The sequence below is a fragment of the Enterobacter sp. 50588862 genome (genome assembly GCF_001462935.1).
Lineage (GTDB): Bacteria > Pseudomonadota > Gammaproteobacteria > Enterobacterales > Enterobacteriaceae > Enterobacter > Enterobacter bugandensis.
Map to the genome: position 1 here is coordinate 17,272 of NZ_LNHM01000038.1, position 17,836 is coordinate 35,107.

Consider the following 17,836-nt stretch of genomic DNA (forward strand, 5'->3'; position numbering starts at 1 on the left):
GTCGCTCTTCCAGCCCTAACGCCAGACACCACGCGATGTTGAATGTAAGTTCTTTGGCGTAAAGTACACCAAAGGCGGCGAATCATACAGAATTTAACCAACGTATGCAAACTGATCCGCACGCCGCTTTTACTAATGTGTATACTAACGCGCCACTTTTCAAGTCAGGAAGATTCGATGCCCGTCGCTCACGTTGCCCTGCCCGTTCCGCTTCCCCGCACCTTTGACTACCTGCTGCCCGACAGCATGAGCGCCAAAGCGGGCTGTCGCGTGACCGTGCCGTTTGGCAAACAGCAGCGCGTGGGGATCGTCGTCTCCGTCAGCGATACAAGCGAATTACCCCTCAATGAACTGAAATCGGTGGTTGAGGTGCTGGACAGCGAGCCGGTTTACTCCACCAGCACCTGGCGACTGCTGCTGTGGGCGGCAGATTATTATCATCACCCGATTGGCGACGTTCTGTTCCACGCCCTGCCGATCCTGCTGCGCCAGGGCAAGAGCGCCAGCCACGCCCCGATGTGGTACTGGTTTGCCACCGAACAGGGGCAGGCCGTGGACATCAACAGCCTGAAGCGTTCGCAGAAACAGCAGCAGGCGCTGGCGGCGCTGCGCCAGGGAAAAATCTGGCGGCACCAGGTCGACGAGCTTGAGGTCAGCGAAACGGCGCTACAGGCATTAAGAAAGAAAGGGTTGAGCGAGCTGGCCAGCGAAGCGCCCGCCCTTCACGACTGGCGCGACGGCTTCTCCGTCTCGGGCGATCGCCTGCGCCTGAATACCGAGCAGGCCACTGCGGTAGGCGCCATTCATAGCGCCTCGGACCGCTTTTCCGCCTGGCTGCTGGCGGGCGTGACGGGCTCCGGCAAGACCGAAGTCTATCTGAGCGTGCTGGAAAACGTGCTCGCGCAGGGCAAACAGGCGCTGGTGATGGTGCCGGAAATCGGCCTGACGCCGCAGACCATTGCCCGCTTCCGCGAGCGCTTTAACGCGCCCGTTGAGGTGCTGCACTCCGGGCTGAACGACAGCGAGCGCCTCAGCGCCTGGCTGAAAGCGAAAAACGGCGAAGCGGCGATTGTGATCGGCACCCGCTCGTCGCTGTTTACGCCGTTTAAAAACCTCGGCGTTATCGTGATCGACGAAGAGCACGACAGCTCCTATAAACAGCAGGAAGGCTGGCGCTATCACGCCCGCGATCTGGCGGTCTACCGTGCGCACAGCGAGCAAATCCCTATTATTCTCGGATCCGCCACGCCTGCGCTCGAAACGCTGCACAACGTGCGCCAGCGTAAATACCACATGCTGCGCCTGACGCGCCGCGCGGGGAATGCCCGCCCGGCCATCCAGCACGTGCTGGATCTCAAAGGCCAGCAGGTGCAGGCAGGCTTAGCGCCCGCCTTGATTTCCCGCATGCGCCAGCATTTGCAGGCGGGGAACCAGGTCATCCTGTTCCTGAACCGTCGCGGATTTGCCCCCGCCCTGCTGTGCCACGACTGCGGCTGGATTGCCGAGTGCCCGCGCTGCGACCACTACTACACCTTCCATCAGGCCCAGCGACATTTGCGCTGCCACCACTGCGACAGCCAGCGTCCGGTTCCTCGCCAGTGCCCGTCATGTGGTTCCACGCATATCGTGCCGGTCGGTCTGGGCACGGAACAGCTGGAACAGGCGCTTGGCCCTTTCTTCCCGGACGTGCCTATTTCCCGAATCGACCGGGACACCACCAGCCGCAAGGGGGCGCTGGAGCAGCAGCTGGCGGAAGTGCATCGCGGCGGCGCGCGCATCCTGATTGGCACCCAGATGCTGGCGAAAGGGCACCACTTCCCGGACGTGACGCTGGTCGCCCTGCTGGACGTCGACGGCGCGCTGTTCTCGGCAGATTTCCGCTCCGCCGAGCGCTTCGCCCAGCTTTATACCCAGGTTGCCGGGCGTGCCGGACGCGCGGGTAAACAGGGCGAGGTAGTACTGCAAACGCATCACCCTGAGCACCCGCTGCTACAGACTCTGCTGCACAAAGGTTATGACGCCTTTGCCGAGCAGGCGCTGGCCGAACGCCAGACCATGCAGTTGCCGCCGTGGACCAGCCACGTCATCATCCGCGCGGAGGATCATAACAACCAGCAGGCGCCGCTTTTCCTGCAACAGCTAAGGAATCTCCTGCAGGCCAGCCCGCTGGTGGATAACCAGCTGTGGATCCTGGGCCCGGTGCCGGCGCTGGCACCAAAACGCGGAGGACGTTTCCGCTGGCAAATTTTGCTTCAGCATCCCTCGCGTATTCGCCTGCAGCACATCGTCAGCGGCACGCTGGCGCTCATCAATACCCTGCCGGAAGCGCGTAAAGTGAAGTGGGTACTGGACGTCGATCCCATCGAAGGCTGAAGACGGATCGAAAAATTTAACGCGCCTCACACTTTTTATGAAAATTCTGTAACCGATTCCATTAACTATCTGTAAAAATGGTGATGTCCGCAGTTCGGTGTTCAGGCGAGGAGAAGACGTTGAAGTCCAGGAAAGAGGTTGCCACGGCGACCATGAAAGACGTTGCCGAGAAAGCACAAGTCTCAACGGCAACCGTGTCCCGCGCATTAATGAACCCGGATAAAGTCTCCCAGGCGACCCGTAACAAGGTTGAACAGGCGGCGCTGGAAGTGGGGTATTTCCCGCAGGCGATGGGGCGGAACGTCAAGCGCAATGAATCTCGGACCATCCTGGTAATAGTGCCGGATATCTGCGATCCCTTCTTCAGCGAGATCATTCGCGGTATCGAAGTGACGGCGGCTGAGCAGGGCTATCTGGTGCTGATTGGCGACTGCGCTCACCAGAACCAGCAGGAAAAAACCTTTATCGACCTCATTATCACCAAGCAGATTGACGGCATGCTGCTGCTTGGCTCGCGCCTGCCGTTTGATGCCAGCATCGAAGAGCAGCGCAATTTACCGCCGATGGTAATGGCCAACGAATTTGCGCCAGAGCTTGAGCTGCCGACGGTCCACATTGATAACCTCACCGCCGCGTTCAACGCCGTAAACTATCTCCAGGAGCTGGGACATAAGCGGATTGGCTGCATTGCCGGGCCGGAAGAGATGCCGCTGTGCCACTACCGCCTGCAGGGCTATGTTCAGGCGCTGCGCCGTACCGGTGCGATTGTCGATCCGCACTATATTGCGCGCGGTGATTTTACCTTTGAAGCGGGCGGACAGGCGCTGGAGAAACTGCTGGCGCTGCCGGAACCGCCAACGGCGGTGTTCTGCCACAGCGACGTGATGGCGCTGGGTGCGCTTTCACACGCCAAGCGCCGTGGCTTACGCGTGCCGAAAGATTTGTCGATTATCGGATTCGATAACATTTCACTTTCAGAGTTTTGCGATCCACCGCTCTCCACCGTTTCACAACCGCGCTATCAGATTGGCCGCGAAGCGATGCTACTTCTGCTGGATCAGCTGCAGGGTCAAACGGTTAGCAGCGGCTCGCGTTTGCTGGACTGCGAGCTGATTATTCGCGGCTCTACCCAGGCATTGACTTAAAGTAAACGCCTTTCGGACACCCTTATCTGGTCAAAGCCCCGCCGCTTAAGTAACATGGCGGGCTGACGAACGAATAAATACAGCGAAACGATAGTGGCACAACGAGATTATGTACGTCGCGGCCAGCCGGCACCTTCGCGACGCAAAAAGAGCAGTTCAAAAAGCAAGCAGCGTAATCTGCCTGCGGTCTCGCCAGCAATGGTCGCTATTGCTGCGGCCGTGCTGGTGGCCTTTATTGGCGGCCTGTACTTCATCACGCACCATAAAAAAGAAGAGTCCGAGGCCCTTCAGGGCAACAAAGTGGTGGGAAATGGTCTGCCGCCGAAACCTGAAGAGCGCTGGCGCTATATTAAAGAGCTGGAAAGTCGTCAGCCCGGCGTGCGTGCGCCTACTGAGCCCTCAGCCGGTGGCGAAGTGAAGAATGCCGATCAGCTTACGGACGAGCAGCGCCAGCTGCTGGCACAGATGCAGGCCGATATGCGCCAGCAGCCGACGCAGCTGAATGAAGTGCCGTGGAATGAACAAACGCCAGCGCAGCGTCAGCAAACGTTGCAGCTGCAGCGTCAGCGCCAGGCACAAATTCAACAGCAGCAACAGCAGCAGTGGACGCAAACTCAGCCGGTACAGCAGCCGAAGGCCCAGCCATACCAGCAACCGCAGCAGCAGACGCGTACGGTGCAGTCGCAGCCTGTTCAACAGCCAAAAGCGCAGCCGCCAAAGCAAGCGGCGCAGCCGTATCAGGATCTGCTCCAGACGCCAGCGCATACCACCGCGCAGCAGCCGAAAACGCAGCAGGCCGCGCCGGTGACCAATGAGACCGAAGCGCCGAAGCAGACGGCAGAGAAAAAAGACGAGCGCCGCTGGATGGTGCAGTGCGGTTCGTTTAAAGGTGCCGAGCAGGCGGAAACGGTGCGTGCACAGCTGGCGTTCGAAGGATTTGATTCACGCATTACCACCAATAACGGCTGGAATCGCGTGGTGATCGGCCCGGTTAAAGGCAAAGAAAACGCAGACGGCACCATTTCCCGTTTGAAAGTGGCTGGCCACACAAACTGCATTCGACTCGCCTCCGGGGGTTGAAACCCCCAAAATCCCCCCCATCTATCATTTAATTCAGCCCTGAGCACAGGCTCAGGGCTTCTGTTTCCCGAATCTGTAACCAGGGGGTCTGCTCGTGACAACAATAGTAAGTGTACGCCGTAACGGCCAGGTGGTAATTGCCGGTGATGGCCAGGCCACGCTGGGTAATACCGTCATGAAAGGCAACGTGAAGAAAGTCCGTCGTCTCTACAACGACAAAGTGATCGCCGGTTTTGCAGGCGGCACGGCGGATGCCTTCACGCTGTTTGAACTGTTTGAACGCAAGCTGGAAATGCACCAGGGTCATCTGGTGAAAGCTGCCGTTGAGCTGGCAAAGGACTGGCGTACCGACCGTATGCTGCGCAAGCTCGAAGCGCTGCTGGCGGTCGCGGATGAAACCGCTTCGCTTATCATCACCGGTAACGGTGACGTGATTCAGCCGGAAAACGACCTGATTGCCATCGGCTCTGGCGGCCCTTATGCCCAGGCTGCAGCCCGCGCGCTGTTGGAAAATACCGACATGAACGCGCGTGATATCGCGGTGAAGGCGTTGGATATTGCAGGTGATATCTGCATCTATACCAACCACAACCACACCATCGAAGAATTGACCTCCAAAGCGTAAGGATCTCCCATGTCTGAAATGACCCCACGCGAAATTGTCAGCGAACTGAACAAACACATTATCGGCCAGGATAACGCCAAGCGCTCCGTGGCTATCGCGCTGCGTAACCGCTGGCGTCGTATGCAGCTTGATGAAGAGCTGCGTCACGAAGTCACCCCGAAAAACATTCTGATGATCGGCCCGACCGGCGTCGGTAAAACCGAAATCGCCCGTCGTCTGGCGAAGCTGGCGAACGCGCCGTTCATCAAAGTTGAAGCCACCAAGTTCACCGAAGTGGGCTATGTGGGTAAAGAAGTGGACTCTATCATCCGCGACCTGACCGATTCTGCGATTAAGATGGTGCGCGTCCAGGCGATTGAGAAAAACCGCTACCGCGCGGAAGAGATGGCCGAAGAGCGTATTCTCGACGTGCTGATCCCACCGGCGAAAAACAACTGGGGCCAGGCTGAACAGCAGGCTGAGCCTTCAGCCGCGCGTCAGGCGTTCCGCAAAAAACTGCGTGAAGGCCAGTTGGACGACAAAGAGATTGAGATCGACCTCGCGGCCGCGCCGATGGGCGTGGAGATCATGGCGCCTCCGGGCATGGAAGAGATGACCAGCCAGCTGCAGTCCATGTTCCAGAACCTGGGCGGCCAAAAGCAGAAAGCGCGTAAGCTAAAAATCAAAGACGCGATGAAGCTGCTGATTGAAGAAGAAGCGGCGAAGCTGGTAAATCCGGAAGAGCTGAAGCAGGACGCTATCGACGCGGTTGAGCAGCACGGTATCGTGTTTATCGATGAAATCGACAAAATTTGTAAGCGCGGCGGCAACAGCTCCGGTCCGGACGTGTCCCGCGAAGGCGTACAGCGCGATCTGCTGCCGCTGGTTGAAGGCTGCACCGTCTCTACCAAGCACGGCATGGTGAAAACGGACCACATTCTGTTTATCGCTTCCGGTGCATTCCAGGTAGCCAGCCCGTCGGATCTGATCCCCGAACTGCAGGGTCGTCTGCCGATCCGCGTTGAGCTGCAGGCACTGACCACCGAAGATTTCGAGCGCATCCTGACGGAGCCAAACGCCTCTGCTACCGTACAGTACAAGGCGCTGATGGCGACCGAAGGCGTGAACCTCGAGTTCACCGAAGACGGTATCAAGCGTATCGCCCAGGCCGCATGGCAGGTCAACGAAACCACCGAGAACATCGGTGCGCGTCGTCTTCACACCGTGCTGGAACGTCTGGTTGAAGACATCTCATATGACGCGAGCGACCTCAACGGTCAAACCATTACCATCGACGCAGACTATGTGAGCAAACATCTGGATGCGTTAGTGGCAGATGAAGATCTGAGCCGTTTTATCCTATAATCGCGGTTACTGCATTCTCATCACTGTTAATGGGGGCTAAGGCCCCCATTTTTATTGGCTAAATTACTATGACTGATATCAGCCGTACTCAGGCGTGGCTCGAAAGTCTGCGCCCTAAAACGCTTCCTCTGGCTTTTGCCGCCATTATTGTCGGCACCGCGCTTGCCTGGTGGCAAGGGCATTTCGATCCGCTGGTGGCAGGTCTGGCGCTCATTACCGCCGGGCTGCTGCAAATCCTCTCTAACCTCGCGAACGATTATGGCGATGCGGTAAAAGGCAGCGACAAGCCTGACCGTATCGGGCCGCTGCGCGGGATGCAAAAAGGGGTGATCACCCAGGCACAGATGAAGCGCGCGCTGATTATCACCGTGGTGCTGATTTGCTTATCTGGCCTGGCGCTGGTGACGGTCGCCTCGAAAACCACCAGCGACTTCATTGGCTTCCTGGTGCTGGGCCTGCTCGCCATTATCGCGGCCATCACCTACACCGTCGGCACGCGCCCTTACGGCTATATTGGCCTTGGGGATATCTCTGTGCTGGTGTTCTTCGGCTGGCTGAGCGTAATGGGGAGCTGGTACTTACAGGCGCATACGGTGATCCCTGCCCTGTTCCTCCCGGCGACCGCCTGCGGCCTGCTGGCGACGGCGGTGCTCAATATCAATAATCTGCGCGATATCGACAGCGATCGTGAGAACGGCAAGAACACGCTGGCGGTGCGTCTGGGGCCGGTGAATGCGCGCCGCTATCATGCCTGCCTGCTTATTGGCGCGCTGGTTTGCCTGGCGCTGTTTAACCTGATTTCCCTGCACAGTCTGTGGGGCTGGCTGTTTGTGCTTGCCGCGCCGCTGCTGGTTAAGCAGGCCCGCTTTGTGATGCGTGAACTCAGCCCGGCAGCCATGCCGCCGATGCTGGAGCGAACGGTAAAAGGCGCGCTGCTGACTAACCTGTTGTTCGTCATCGGGATTGTGTTAAGCCAGACGCTCAGTTAGCTGACAAATATCAATTAACAATTGATGATTTTGCCAACAACGCATTTCGCACGATATACTGAACACATTCGCAGCAACTGAGCGTTAAACCTATGAAATACGATACCTCCGAGCTTTGTGACATCTACCAGGAAGATGTCAACGTCGTTGAACCGCTGTTCTCCAACTTTGGTGGGCGGTCATCGTTTGGCGGGCAAATCGTCACGGTGAAATGTTTCGAGGACAACGGGTTGCTGTACGATCTGCTCGAACAGAACGGCCGTGGCCGCGTTCTGGTGGTCGACGGCGGCGGGTCCGTGCGTCGCGCACTGATTGATGCTGAACTGGCCGGCATTGCCGTCCAGAACGAGTGGGAAGGCATCGTGGTGTACGGCTCCGTGCGTCAGGTGGACGATCTCGAAGACCTGGATATCGGAATTCAAGCCATCGCGGCCATTCCGGTAGGCGCTGCGGGCGACGGCATCGGCGAAAGCGACGTGCGCGTTAACTTCGGCGGCGTGACCTTCTTCTCCGGGGACCATCTCTACGCCGATAATACCGGCATTATCCTTTCTGAAGATCCGCTGGATATTGAGTAATAAAACCATAAGCGTGAACCATAAAAAAACCGCCATCAGCAATGTGGCGGTTTTTTTGTCCCTCGGGATTCGCGGTCCGTTGGGTGGTCTTGCAGCCCCTACCCGGGATTTTTATCATACCCTCCTGTAAGCAGATGGCAATCCCTCGAATCCTTTATAAATTCCTAATTTTAATCGGGTATCTTACCTTTGCAGCGGATGTTAATTATGATGCTGCGTCCCTTTCCGCCATCTCGCAAATGGGCATCGGTCCCGGGAAAGGTGTATTTTCAGCCGTAAAGCAGCCCGCCTACCCGGGCTTGTGTCCACCGACTTATCACCGGTGGTGAACGGTGGAGCGGTTAGCGGCAGGGACCGCATAGTGAAACGCTATTTATGCATCGCGTTCATTGTCGCCAGCGTACTCGTTGTAAAAAGTGATGAACCGATCGGGTTTGTTGCGTTTACCACGATAGCGCAGGACAACCATAAAAAAAGCCGGGTGGCGGCTTCGCCTTACCCGGCCTGTACAGTGCAATCCCAACAGGAATTAGACCTCTTCCATACGTCCCAGCAGCGCCTGCAGGCGATCCTGCCAGCCGTTCTGCTGTTCGCGCAGCTGGTTGTTTTCGCGCTCCAGTTCTTCGCGGCCGTGCTGAGCGTTCTGAACTTCCTGCGCCAGGCTGTTGTTCTTCTCTTTCAGCTCTTCAATTTCCATCTGCAGCAGCGTGATGGTGTCAATCGCCTGCTGTACTTTCGCTTCCAGTTTCTCAAACACTTCTAAAGACATGATCCTACCTCTCCTGAATTGCAAGGCGACGCTTTAACGTAAACGCGCACAACATATGTTCCGATTGTATGGAGCGCAGTCGCCCCTGTCCAGCGGCATGCCACGCAGATCGCGGTTTGCAACACTTTTCGGCCTCGTCCTGGTGCGTTCGCGGCATATACCTCTAAGTTGTTAACCCATTCGTTAAAAAAATGATTCAGCTCACCATGCGCGACTGATGCAAAAACGCGCTTTATGGCGCGAAAACGCTCATTTTATTGACACAGACCACACATTTTAATTTCGATATTTCTCGTTTTTGCTCGTTAACGATAAATTAACACTATGTCTACAGGGCATCGTGGCTGTCACGGGCGGCCACGCTAACAATAAACATCAATTTCTTCAGGATTCCGATTATGAGTCAGACATCAACCTTAAAAGGCCAGTGCATTGCCGAGTTCCTTGGTACCGGGTTGTTGATATTCTTCGGAGTGGGCTGTGTCGCTGCACTGAAAGTGGCGGGTGCCAGTTTTGGTCAGTGGGAAATCAGTATCATCTGGGGTCTGGGCGTGGCGATGGCCATCTACCTGACTGCAGGGGTCTCTGGCGCACATCTTAACCCGGCGGTGACTATCGCACTGTGGCTGTTCGCGTGCTTCGACGGACGCAAAGTTGTTCCCTTCATTATTTCTCAATTTGCCGGCGCGTTTTGCGCAGCGGCGTTAGTTTACGGGCTTTATTACAATCTTTTCATCGACTTCGAACAGACGCATCATATGGTGCGCGGCAGCGTCGAAAGTCTGGATCTGGCAGGCATCTTCTCAACCTACCCTAACCCACATATCAATTTTGTGCAGGCGTTCGCAGTTGAAATGGTGATTACCGCTATTCTGATGGGCGTCATTATGGCTTTGGGCGATGATGGTAACGGCATTCCACGTGGCCCGCTGGCACCATTGCTGATTGGCCTGCTAATCGCCGTCATCGGTGCGTCCATGGGGCCGTTAACAGGGTTTGCGATGAACCCGGCGCGTGACCTGGGTCCAAAAACCTTCGCCTTCTTTGCAGGATGGGGCGACGTGGCTTTCACCGGCGGCAAAGATATTCCTTACTTCCTGGTACCGCTGTTTGGACCAGTCGTAGGGGCGGCACTGGGTGCATTTGGCTATCGCAAATTAATTGGTCGCCACTTACCGTGCGACACCTGTGTGGAAGAGGAGAAGGAAACGACTTCTACCGCACAACAAAAAGCTTCGCTGTAATCTGACTACGGGACACATACCATGACCGAAAAAAAATATATCGTTGCGCTCGACCAGGGCACTACCAGCTCCCGCGCTGTCGTAATGGATCATGACGCGAATATCGTCAGCGTGTCACAGCGCGAATTTGAGCAAATTTATCCTCGTCCAGGCTGGGTAGAACACGACCCGATGGAGATCTGGGCGTCACAAAGCTCCACGCTGGTGGAAGTGCTGGCGAAAGCCGACATCAGTTCCGACGAAATCGCCGCGATTGGTATCACCAACCAGCGTGAAACCACCGTGGTGTGGGAACGCGAAACCGGTAAGCCGATTTACAACGCCATCGTCTGGCAGTGCCGCCGTACGTCAGAGATCTGCGAACAGCTTAAGCGTGACGGGATGGAAGAGTACGTGCGTAGCGCCACCGGCCTGGTGGTTGACCCGTATTTCTCCGGCACCAAAGTGAAGTGGATCCTCGACCACGTGGAAGGTTCACGCGAGCGTGCAAAACGCGGCGAACTACTGTTCGGTACCGTCGATACCTGGCTTATCTGGAAGATGACTCAGGGACGTGTCCACGTTACTGACTACACTAACGCCTCGCGCACCATGCTGTTCAACATCAACACCCTGGAGTGGGATGACAAGATGCTGGACGCGCTGGATATTCCGCGCGCGATGCTGCCTGAAGTGCGTAAGTCGTCTGAAGTCTACGGCCAGACCAACATCGGCGGTAAAGGCGGCACCCGTATTCCTATCGCCGGTATCGCCGGTGACCAGCAGGCGGCGCTGTTCGGCCAGCTGTGCGTCAAGGAAGGGATGGCGAAGAACACCTACGGCACCGGCTGCTTTATGCTGATGAACACCGGCGAGAAAGCGGTGAAATCAGAAAACGGCCTGCTGACCACCATCGCCTGCGGCCCGCGCGGCGAGGTGAACTATGCCCTGGAAGGTGCGGTGTTTATGGCGGGCGCATCTATTCAGTGGCTGCGCGACGAGATGAAGCTGATCAGCGATGCGTTTGACTCCGAGTACTTCGCGACCAAAGTGAAAGACACCAACGGCGTGTACGTGGTGCCAGCTTTCACCGGTCTGGGCGCACCGTACTGGGACCCGTATGCCCGCGGCGCAATTTTCGGCCTGACGCGTGGTGTGAACTCAAACCACATCATTCGTGCGACCCTGGAATCCATCGCCTACCAGACGCGTGACGTACTGGAAGCGATGCAGGCAGACTCCGGCATTCGTCTGCACGCCCTGCGCGTGGACGGCGGCGCGGTGGCCAACAACTTCCTGATGCAGTTCCAGTCCGACATTCTGGGCACCCGCGTTGAGCGCCCTGAAGTACGTGAAGTGACGGCACTGGGCGCGGCGTATCTTGCGGGCCTCGCGGTAGGCTTCTGGCAGAACCTGGACGAGCTGCAGGAGAAAGCGGTCATCGAACGCGAATTCCGCCCTGGCATCGAAACCACCGAGCGCAACTACCGCTACAGCGGCTGGAAGAAAGCGGTGAAACGCGCCCTTGCGTGGGAAGAGCACGAAGAGTAAGCCTATATTCCCTCTCCCTGTGGAAGAGGGTTAGGGTGAGGGGCATCGACCGCACCGGTCCCCTCACCCCTCCCCACTCTGTGATAAACTTCGTGCAATTCCTTTTGATTGTACGAGTCCCTCATGAAACGTGAACTTGCTATCGAGTTTTCCCGCGTCACCGAAGCAGCCGCCCTTGCAGGCTATAAATGGCTGGGTCGTGGCGACAAAAATACCGCAGACGGCGCGGCCGTCCACGCCATGCGCATTGTGCTTAACCAGGTCAACATCGACGGCACTATTGTCATCGGTGAAGGCGAGATCGACGAAGCGCCGATGCTCTACATCGGTGAAAAGGTCGGGACCGGCAAAGGCGATGCGGTGGATATCGCGGTGGACCCGATCGAAGGCACGCGCATGACGGCGATGGGCCAGGCCAACGCCCTGGCGGTGCTGGCCGTGGGCGATAAAGGCTGCTTCCTCAACGCGCCAGACATGTACATGGAAAAGCTGATTGTCGGCCCTGGTGCGAAAGGCGCAATCGATCTCAGCCTGCCGCTGGACGCCAACCTGCGCAATATCGCGGCGGCGCTGGCTAAACCGCTCAACGAACTCACCGTGACCATTCTGGCGAAACCGCGCCACGACGCCACCATCTCTTATCTGCAGGCACTCGGCGTGCGCGTGTTTGCCATTCCGGATGGCGACGTTGCCGCCTCTATTCTGACCTGCATGCCGGACAGCGAAGTCGACGTGCTTTACGGCATCGGCGGCGCGCCAGAAGGCGTGGTCTCTGCGGCGGTGATCCGCGCGCTGGACGGCGATATGCAGGCGCGCCTTCTGCCGCGCCATGAGGTGAAAGGCGACAGCGACGAAAACCGTCGTATCGGTGAGGACGAGCTGGCGCGCTGCGCTGCGATGGGCATCGAAGCCAATAAAGTACTGGCGCTGAACGACATGGCGCGCAGTGATAACGTCGTCTTCTCTGCAACCGGCATCACCAAAGGCGATCTGCTGGACGGCATCACCCGCAAGGGCAACATGGCGACCACTGAAACGCTGCTGATCCGCGGTAAATCGCGCACCATCCGACGCATTCAGTCCATTCACTATCTCGACCGTAAAGACCCGGACGTGCAGACGCACATTCTGTAAAACCGTTTGATCGATAGAGCTTTCCGGCCCGAAGGGGCTGGAAATGTTTCCCACAAGTACGGAAGATAGAACAGAGAAACAGCACAGGAGAAGATCATGGCGGACTGGGTAACAGGTAAAGTCACAAAGATAGAATTCTGGACCGATGCGCTATTTAGTCTCACCCTGCATGCTCCCGTTCACCCGTTTAAGGCCGGGCAATTTGCCAAGCTGGGTCTGGATGTCGACGGCGAGCGCGTGCAGCGCGCCTACTCTTACGTTAACGCGCCGGATAACCCGGATCTCGAGTTCTATCTGGTCACCGTTCCTGACGGTAAGCTCAGCCCGCGCCTTGCCGCCCTTAAGCCCGGCGACGATGTGCAGATTGTGAGCGAAGCGGCAGGCTTCTTTGTGCTCGAAGAGATCCCTGACTGTGACACGCTCTGGATGCTGGCAACCGGCACGGCCATCGGTCCGTATCTCTCTATCTTGCAGTACGGTAAGGATCTGGAGCGCTTCAAAAACATCGTGCTGGTGCACGCCGCGCGCTATGCCGCAGATTTAAGCTATCTCCCGCAGATGCAGGCGCTGGAACAGCAGTACGGCGGAAAGTTAAAGATTCAGACGGTAGTCAGCCGCGAAACCGTAGCAGGAGCGCTTACCGGTCGCGTACCGGCGTTAATTGAGAGCGGCGCACTGGAAGACGCGGTGGGTTTACCGATGACGGCCGAAACCAGCCACGTCATGCTGTGCGGTAACCCGCAGATGGTCCGGGACACGCAGCAGCTTCTGAAGGATACCCGGCAGATGACGAAACATCTTCGCCGCCGGCCGGGTCATATGACCGCCGAACACTACTGGTGATCAGCGGTATTTCACCTCGACGGTATCTTTACCGTATTTATTTTCGCTCTGGGTGCCGATAAACGCGCCCAGATCGACAATTATCATCACGAAGATGACCGACGGCAGCAGCCTGCCCACGACCCACGGCAGGATGGAAGGCAGCATCGCCCAGTTCCCTGCCACCAGCATCCACGCCAGTATGATCAAAAATGCCCACGCGCCGGAGCGGCCGCGATCGTGCAGGCGTTTCACCACGACGGCCGCCGTTGGCCATAGCAGGCAGACCAGTGCAAATGCCGCCGTTTGCGTGCTCAGCCAGGCGTTGTAGGCAACGAAAAAAAGAAGCAGCATGGCGACGACCCACGTCACCATCCAGACCCAGAAATCACGGCGTCCAATACGCCCTTTGAATGAAAACAGCCACTGCTGTATGGTCATGTAAGGTTCCTTATTATCGTTTAGCCCGCATTTTACCCTGGAGTTGTGACCTTTTGACAAGCCGACCAGATATCGTTTTAATCATGAGCACTTACGGCCAGGTGCAATGTTGATGAAAAATTCGGCACATTCTCTTTTCCTGTGTTTAGCGATGCTCGGCGCGGGTTTTCCGCTGCACGCCGCCAACACCGCGGCCCCCACCACTGCGCCGTATTTGCTGGCGGGCGCACCGTCTTTCGATCAGTCCATCAGCCAGTTTCGCGAAGCTTTCAATCAGGCCAACCCAGGGCTGCCGCTGGATGAGTTTCGCGCCATTGATAGCTCGCGCGATACCCCTACACTGACCCGTGCAGCGAGCAAGATTAACGAGAATTTGTATGCTTCCACGGCGCTGGAGCGCGGTACGTTAAAAATCAAAAGCATGCAAATCACCTGGCTGCCGATTCAGGGGCCAGAGCAGAAAGCGGCTAAATCGAAGGCGCTTGATTACATGAGCGCGGTGCTGCAGGCGTTTACGCCTGCGCTGACGAAAAAGCAGAGCCAGCAAAAGCTGCAAAAGCTGCTGGCCGCCGGTAAAAACAAGCGGTACTACGCCACAACCGAAGGTGCGATTCGCTATGTGGTGGCGGATAACGGCGAAAAAGGACTGACCTTCGCCGTTGAACCGATTAAGCTGGCGCTATCTGACACCCTTGGCGGGGCCAATTAATGACAAAAAGCAAAGCCTTTCGAGGGAAAATCTCTATACTGATTCACAGACCATGCTGCCCGACAGGGCGGCCATATTCCTTAATTCGCTTATTTAGCGTGGAGAATTGAAATGCGACATCCTTTAGTGATGGGTAACTGGAAACTGAACGGCAGCCGCCACATGGTAAACGAACTGGTTGCAAACCTGCGTAAAGAGCTGGCTGGCGTGACCGGCTGCGCGGTTGCTATCGCTCCGCCGGATATGTACCTGGATCTGGCTAAACGTGCCGCTGACGGCAGCCACATCGTGCTGGGCGCGCAGAACGTTGACGTTAACCTGTCTGGCGCGTTCACCGGTGAAACTTCCGCTGAAATGCTGAAAGATATCGGCGCGAAATACATCATCATCGGCCACTCCGAGCGTCGCACCTACCACAAAGAATCTGACGAGTTCATCGCGAAGAAATTTGCCGTGCTGAAAGAGCAGGGTCTGATCCCGGTTCTGTGCATCGGTGAAACCGAAGCGGAAAACGAAGCGGGCAAAACCGAAGAAGTGTGTGCACGTCAGATCGACGCCGTGCTGAAAACGCAGGGCGCGGCAGCGTTCGAAGGCGCGGTTATCGCTTACGAGCCAGTCTGGGCGATCGGTACCGGCAAATCTGCTACCCCTGCGCAGGCTCAGGCAGTTCACAAATTCATCCGTGACCACATTGCTAAAGCCGACGCGAAAGTGGCTGAGCAAGTGATCATCCAGTACGGCGGCTCCGTAAACGCCTCCAACGCTGCTGAGCTGTTTACCCAGCCAGATATCGATGGCGCGCTGGTTGGCGGTGCATCCCTGAAAGCGGACGCTTTCGCGGTGATCGTTAAAGCGGCAGAAGCGGCTAAACAGGCGTAATGGCCTTTGTGGCGGGTGGCGCTTGCGCTTACCCGCCGCTACAAACGCCCTAACACGCTAAACCACAGATAATCCAGCGGCAGCAGCACCAGATACGTCGCAATCGCCAGCGCCAGGCAGAGCACCATCCCCGCCCTTGCAGGCACCTTTCCTAGCCCCATCGCCACCACAATCGGCGACGCCTGATACGGCAGCAGCGGCGTGGAATAGCCCAGTACCTGAATCATGATCACCGACAGCAGCGGGAAACCGGTCGCGTCCGAGAAGCTCTGCGCCAGCGTGGTGTACAGCGCCGGAACGCCGTTGGCAGTCATAATGAAGTTGAGTGCCGTAGTAATTCCGGTTAGCGCCAGGAAGCTGGTGAATGGTTTGTCCACATCCAGCGGCATTATGCGCAGCAGCGCCTCGCCTACGGCCGCTCCGATACCCGTTTGCGTCACGACGATCGCCAGCCCGAGAATACCCGCAACGTAAATGCAGGTGCGCATATTTACCCCCGCCGAGAACTCCTCGCCGGTGATAAAACCAATGCGCGGCAGCATAACGATAATCGAGGCCGCCAGCCCCGTCCACGCCGGCCCCACGCCGTGCCAGCTCTCCGTCACCCACATCATCAGCACCACCACCAGCAGCCAGGCGAGTCGTTTTTCGTCACGCCCCATCGGTTCAGACAGCGTGAAATCCTTCGCTGGTTTCGGGCTGCCAGGGAACAGCCAGCAGATGAGGCCAATCAGAATCAGGCCTTTGAGAATACCGAGCACCGGCGTGTGCAGCAGCAGATACGGGACATAGTTCAGGTGAATGCCGTACGAGCCTTCCGCCGCGCCGCTCATGACCAGGTTAGGCACGTTGGCGGGCAGAATGGTGGCCGAGAGCTGGAAGGTACCGAAGCCGACTGCCAGCGCAAGGCCGAACCAGGCGCGGGAGCCGTCGGCGATACCGGCGCGTTTCGCCATCGCCGCGACAATGGGCATCAGCAGCGCAATACGTCCCATGTTTGACGGCATCACAAACGCCAGCGCGTAGCTGAGCAATACCACGCTCGCCACCATCAGCATCCAGGAGTCGGTGAGCTTTGCCGACAGCGCCCGGGCGGCCCTGTCCGCCAGGCCGGTTTTACGGATCGCCACGCCGAGCACAAAGCCGCTGAAGACCAGCCAGAAGGCCGACGAGGCAAAACCGCCAAAAATCACCTCCGGCGGGGCGATTCTGGCGGTCATCGCCGCCGTGAAAAACAGCAGCGCGGTGATAAATTCCGGCAACAGCGACGTCGCCCACAGCACGATGGTGACGCCGACGATCAGCGAGGGCAGCAGCAGAGGATGCGTTAACCAGAGCGACATACCTGTCTCCTGTAGATTTTTTCAGCAAGTCTACGGTGACAGGCAGCCTGAGTAAACGCGATTTATAGTGGGGTTACTTCAGGATAGCGCATTGATGATCCTGCAATTCCTCTGCCGACGCGCGGTTAAGCGTGAGCAGGTTACGCTCGGTCGCCAGCAAAACAAACGAACCATCCGACTGCTGCGCCATCGCCAGCGCGAAGCGTCCCATATGGTCGCGCGCCTCCGGCAGCTCTTCCGCCAGCATCATAAACGGACTGCGCTGGACCAGTTCATTCTCCGTCACCCGGCGTGCGAGGTACTCATGCCCTTCCAGCCCACCCGGGAACGGTAGCCACTGGGTGCTGATGTCTCCCTGCGCCGCGTTGAGCTTCTCGCGCACGTCCGGGCGCAGGCAGGAGATATGGATATGGAAATGGTTTTGCGTGCGTCCGGTCGGTGAGTTAATCGTCAGCGAAATAGCGCTGTCCGGCACTTCAGAGCCACGCTTCAGGGTCATAAAGCTGCGCGACTGCCACGCCAGCCAGAAGAAGTTTGGCGTATGAGGCTCGGTCAGGAGCGGGCTTTCGGTGCCGTTGATGCGATACGTTGGCATCAGCAGATACTGCAGCGGCCCGTTGCGGTCCTTAAATACTACATAGCCCGCATCAGGCTTCACCTGCGCGCAGGGTGCCGGGTTACGGTGTTGCAGCTGATTAGGCAGACACTGGTCGAGGACGATATGGCGCAACGCATTCGGATTACCCGCTTTTATCCAGTACACGCCACCTGCGGCAAGGGCGATGACAATCAGGATCAATAAGATAATTTTCTTCACAACGCGTTCCCTGT

Annotated in this window: 17 protein-coding genes; 13 read left to right on the top strand and 4 right to left on the bottom strand. The window is 57.5% G+C overall.

Going from position 1 to position 17,836, the window contains the following annotated elements; translation table 11 throughout:
• Positions 1–177 precede the first annotated feature (177 nt).
• The 7 genes from priA (at position 178) to rraA (ending at position 8,134) form a co-directional block, all read left to right on the top strand.
• Entirely contained in the window at positions 178–2,373 is a 2,196-nt protein-coding gene (gene priA, locus APT89_RS19910) for a primosomal protein N' (protein ID WP_060573373.1), read from the top strand.
• Between the two features lie 119 nt (positions 2,374–2,492).
• The gene (gene cytR, locus APT89_RS19915) at positions 2,493–3,518 is read left to right on the top strand and encodes a DNA-binding transcriptional regulator CytR (protein ID WP_041911797.1); all 1,026 of its coding nucleotides are present in this window, start codon (positions 2,493–2,495) and stop codon (positions 3,516–3,518) included.
• A gap of 93 nt (positions 3,519–3,611) precedes the next feature.
• Positions 3,612–4,598, top strand: a complete 987-nt coding sequence (gene ftsN, locus APT89_RS19920) for a cell division protein FtsN (protein ID WP_060573375.1) — start codon at positions 3,612–3,614, stop codon at positions 4,596–4,598.
• 94 nt (positions 4,599–4,692) lie between these two features.
• Positions 4,693–5,223, top strand: a complete 531-nt coding sequence (gene hslV, locus APT89_RS19925; protein WP_014072345.1) for an ATP-dependent protease subunit HslV — start codon at positions 4,693–4,695, stop codon at positions 5,221–5,223.
• Between the two features lie 9 nt (positions 5,224–5,232).
• Positions 5,233–6,567 carry an HslU--HslV peptidase ATPase subunit gene (gene hslU / locus APT89_RS19930; protein ID WP_028014840.1) on the top strand — a complete coding sequence of 445 codons (1,335 nt, stop codon included), beginning with the start codon at positions 5,233–5,235 and terminating at the stop codon, positions 6,565–6,567.
• A gap of 62 nt (positions 6,568–6,629) precedes the next feature.
• On the top strand, positions 6,630–7,556 hold the full coding sequence (gene menA / locus APT89_RS19935; RefSeq protein ID WP_100171285.1) for a 1,4-dihydroxy-2-naphthoate polyprenyltransferase: 927 nt from the start codon (positions 6,630–6,632) through the stop codon (positions 7,554–7,556).
• A 92-nt stretch (positions 7,557–7,648) separates the two neighbouring features.
• Entirely contained in the window at positions 7,649–8,134 is a 486-nt protein-coding gene (gene rraA / locus APT89_RS19940) for a ribonuclease E activity regulator RraA (protein ID WP_014885702.1), read from the top strand.
• Positions 8,135–8,663: 529 nt separating this feature from the next.
• Here the strand turns inward: rraA and zapB are convergent.
• Positions 8,664–8,903, bottom strand: a complete 240-nt coding sequence (zapB, locus tag APT89_RS19945; RefSeq protein ID WP_028014842.1) for a septal ring assembly protein ZapB — start codon at positions 8,901–8,903, stop codon at positions 8,664–8,666.
• 398 nt (positions 8,904–9,301) lie between these two features.
• Between zapB and APT89_RS19950 the strand changes: the two genes are divergently transcribed.
• The 4 genes from APT89_RS19950 to fpr all read left to right on the top strand — a co-directional run bounded on the left by APT89_RS19950 (position 9,302) and on the right by fpr (position 13,654).
• A complete protein-coding gene (locus tag APT89_RS19950; protein WP_028014843.1) occupies positions 9,302–10,147 on the top strand; it encodes an MIP/aquaporin family protein in 846 nt (281 codons plus the stop codon).
• 21 nt (positions 10,148–10,168) lie between these two features.
• Complete coding sequence (glpK, locus tag APT89_RS19955) at positions 10,169–11,677, top strand: glycerol kinase GlpK (RefSeq protein ID WP_028014844.1); 1,509 nt, start codon at positions 10,169–10,171, stop codon at positions 11,675–11,677.
• Positions 11,678–11,800: 123 nt separating this feature from the next.
• The gene (gene glpX, locus APT89_RS19960; RefSeq protein ID WP_028014845.1) at positions 11,801–12,811 is read left to right on the top strand and encodes a class II fructose-bisphosphatase; all 1,011 of its coding nucleotides are present in this window, start codon (positions 11,801–11,803) and stop codon (positions 12,809–12,811) included.
• Between the two features lie 96 nt (positions 12,812–12,907).
• Positions 12,908–13,654, top strand: a complete 747-nt coding sequence (fpr, locus tag APT89_RS19965; protein ID WP_047362494.1) for a ferredoxin--NADP(+) reductase — start codon at positions 12,908–12,910, stop codon at positions 13,652–13,654.
• Here the strand turns inward: fpr and APT89_RS19970 are convergent, their stop codons facing one another.
• The gene (locus APT89_RS19970) at positions 13,655–14,074 is read right to left on the bottom strand and encodes a DUF805 domain-containing protein (RefSeq protein ID WP_060573377.1); all 420 of its coding nucleotides are present in this window, start codon (positions 14,072–14,074) and stop codon (positions 13,655–13,657) included. It abuts the gene before it with no gap.
• Positions 14,075–14,186: 112 nt separating this feature from the next.
• Here APT89_RS19970 and APT89_RS19975 point away from each other — a divergent pair, with 112 nt between their 5' ends.
• Positions 14,187–14,783 carry a DUF1454 family protein gene (locus tag APT89_RS19975; protein ID WP_041911791.1) on the top strand — a complete coding sequence of 199 codons (597 nt, stop codon included), beginning with the start codon at positions 14,187–14,189 and terminating at the stop codon, positions 14,781–14,783.
• A gap of 111 nt (positions 14,784–14,894) precedes the next feature.
• Positions 14,895–15,662, top strand: coding sequence for a triose-phosphate isomerase (tpiA, locus tag APT89_RS19980; protein WP_006808674.1), 768 nt, complete (start codon positions 14,895–14,897; stop codon positions 15,660–15,662).
• Between the two features lie 38 nt (positions 15,663–15,700).
• Here tpiA and APT89_RS19985 read toward each other — a convergent pair whose 3' ends face one another.
• A complete protein-coding gene (locus APT89_RS19985; RefSeq protein ID WP_041911790.1) occupies positions 15,701–17,005 on the bottom strand; it encodes an SLC13 family permease in 1,305 nt (434 codons plus the stop codon).
• A gap of 73 nt (positions 17,006–17,078) precedes the next feature.
• Positions 17,079–17,822, bottom strand: a complete 744-nt coding sequence (locus tag APT89_RS19990; RefSeq protein ID WP_045630631.1) for a CDP-diacylglycerol diphosphatase — start codon at positions 17,820–17,822, stop codon at positions 17,079–17,081.
• Positions 17,823–17,836: the final 14 nt, after the last annotated feature.